Source organism: Brevibacterium sp. FME37 (assembly GCF_014897485.1).
Taxonomy (GTDB): domain Bacteria; phylum Actinomycetota; class Actinomycetes; order Actinomycetales; family Brevibacteriaceae; genus Brevibacterium.
Genome location: NZ_JABUYE010000046.1, coordinates 1 through 1,560, shown reverse-complemented (window position 1 = coordinate 1,560; position 1,560 = coordinate 1). Strand labels below are relative to the sequence as shown.

General features: G+C 56.1%; 1 rRNA gene. It reads right to left on the bottom strand.

The features are described 5' to 3' along the window. Positions 1-24 precede the first annotated feature (24 nt). Positions 25-1,556 (bottom strand): 16S ribosomal RNA (locus tag INT29_RS19860). Positions 1,557-1,560: the final 4 nt, after the last annotated feature.

Sequence of the window (1,560 nt, the reverse complement as noted above, 5' to 3'; positions counted from 1 at the left end):
GGGGTTCTTATGTGTGCTCCTTAGAAAGGAGGTGATCCAGCCGCACCTTCCGGTACGGCTACCTTGTTACGACTTAGTCCCAATTGCCAGTCCCACCTTAGACGGCCCCCTCCACAAGGGTTGGGCCACCGGCTTCGGGTGTTACCGACTTTCGTGACTTGACGGGCGGTGTGTACAAGGCCCGGGAACGTATTCACCGCAGCGTTGCTGATCTGCGATTACTAGCGACTCCGACTTCACGTAGTCGAATTGCAGACTACGATCCGAACTGAGACTGGCTTTAAGGGATTCGCTAAAACCTCACGGTCTCGCATCTCTCTGTACCAGCCATTGTAGCATGCGTGAAGCCCAAGACATAAAGGGCATGATGATTTGACGTCATCCCCACCTTCCTCCGAGTTGACCCCGGCAGTCTCCTATGAGTTCCCACCATCACGTGCTGGCAACATAGAACGAGGGTTGCGCTCGTTGCGGGACTTAACCCAACATCTCACGACACGAGCTGACGACAACCATGCACCACCTGTACACCAACCCCAAAGGGGAAGGACTGTTTCCAGCCCGGTCTGGTGTATGTCAAGCCTTGGTAAGGTTCTTCGCGTTGCATCGAATTAATCCGCATGCTCCGCCGCTTGTGCGGGCCCCCGTCAATTCCTTTGAGTTTTAGCCTTGCGACCGTACTCCCCAGGCGGGGCACTTAATGCGTTAGCTACGGCGCGGAGAACGTGGAATGTCCCCCACACCTAGTGCCCAACGTTTACGGCATGGACTACCAGGGTATCTAATCCTGTTCGCTCCCCATGCTTTCGCTCCTCAGTGTCAGTTACAGCCCAGAGTCCCGCCTTCGCCACCGGTGTTCCTCCTGATATCTGCGCATTTCACCGCTACACCAGGAATTCCAGACTCCCCTACTGCACTCTAGTCAGCCCGTACCCACTGCACGCGCAACGTTAAGCGTTGCGTTTCCACAGCAGACGTGACCAACCACCTACGAGCTCTTTACGCCCAATAATTCCGGACAACGCTTGTACCCTACGTATTACCGCGGCTGCTGGCACGTAGTTAGCCGGTACTTCTTCTGCAGGTACCGTCACCCCAAGGGGCTTCTTCCCTGCTGAAAGCGGTTTACAACCCGAAGGCCGTCATCCCGCACGCTGCGTCGCTGCATCAGGGTTTCCCCCATTGTGCAATATTCCCCACTGCTGCCTCCCGTAGGAGTCTGGGCCGTGTCTCAGTCCCAGTGTGGCCGGTCGCCCTCTCAGGCCGGCTACCCGTCGTCGTCTTGGTGAGCCATTACCTCACCAACAAACTGATAGGCCGCGAGCCCATCCCCAACCGAAAAAACTTTCCAGCATCCCTCATGCGAAGAATGCTCATATCCGGTATTAGACCCAGTTTCCCGGGCTTATCCCGAAGTCAGGGGCAGGTTACTCACGTGTTACTCACCCGTTCGCCACTCATCCACCCAGTGCAAGCACCAGGCTTCAGCGTTCGACTTGCATGTGTTAAGCACGCAGCCAGCGTTCGTCCTGAGCCAGGATCAAACTCTCCATAAAAAAA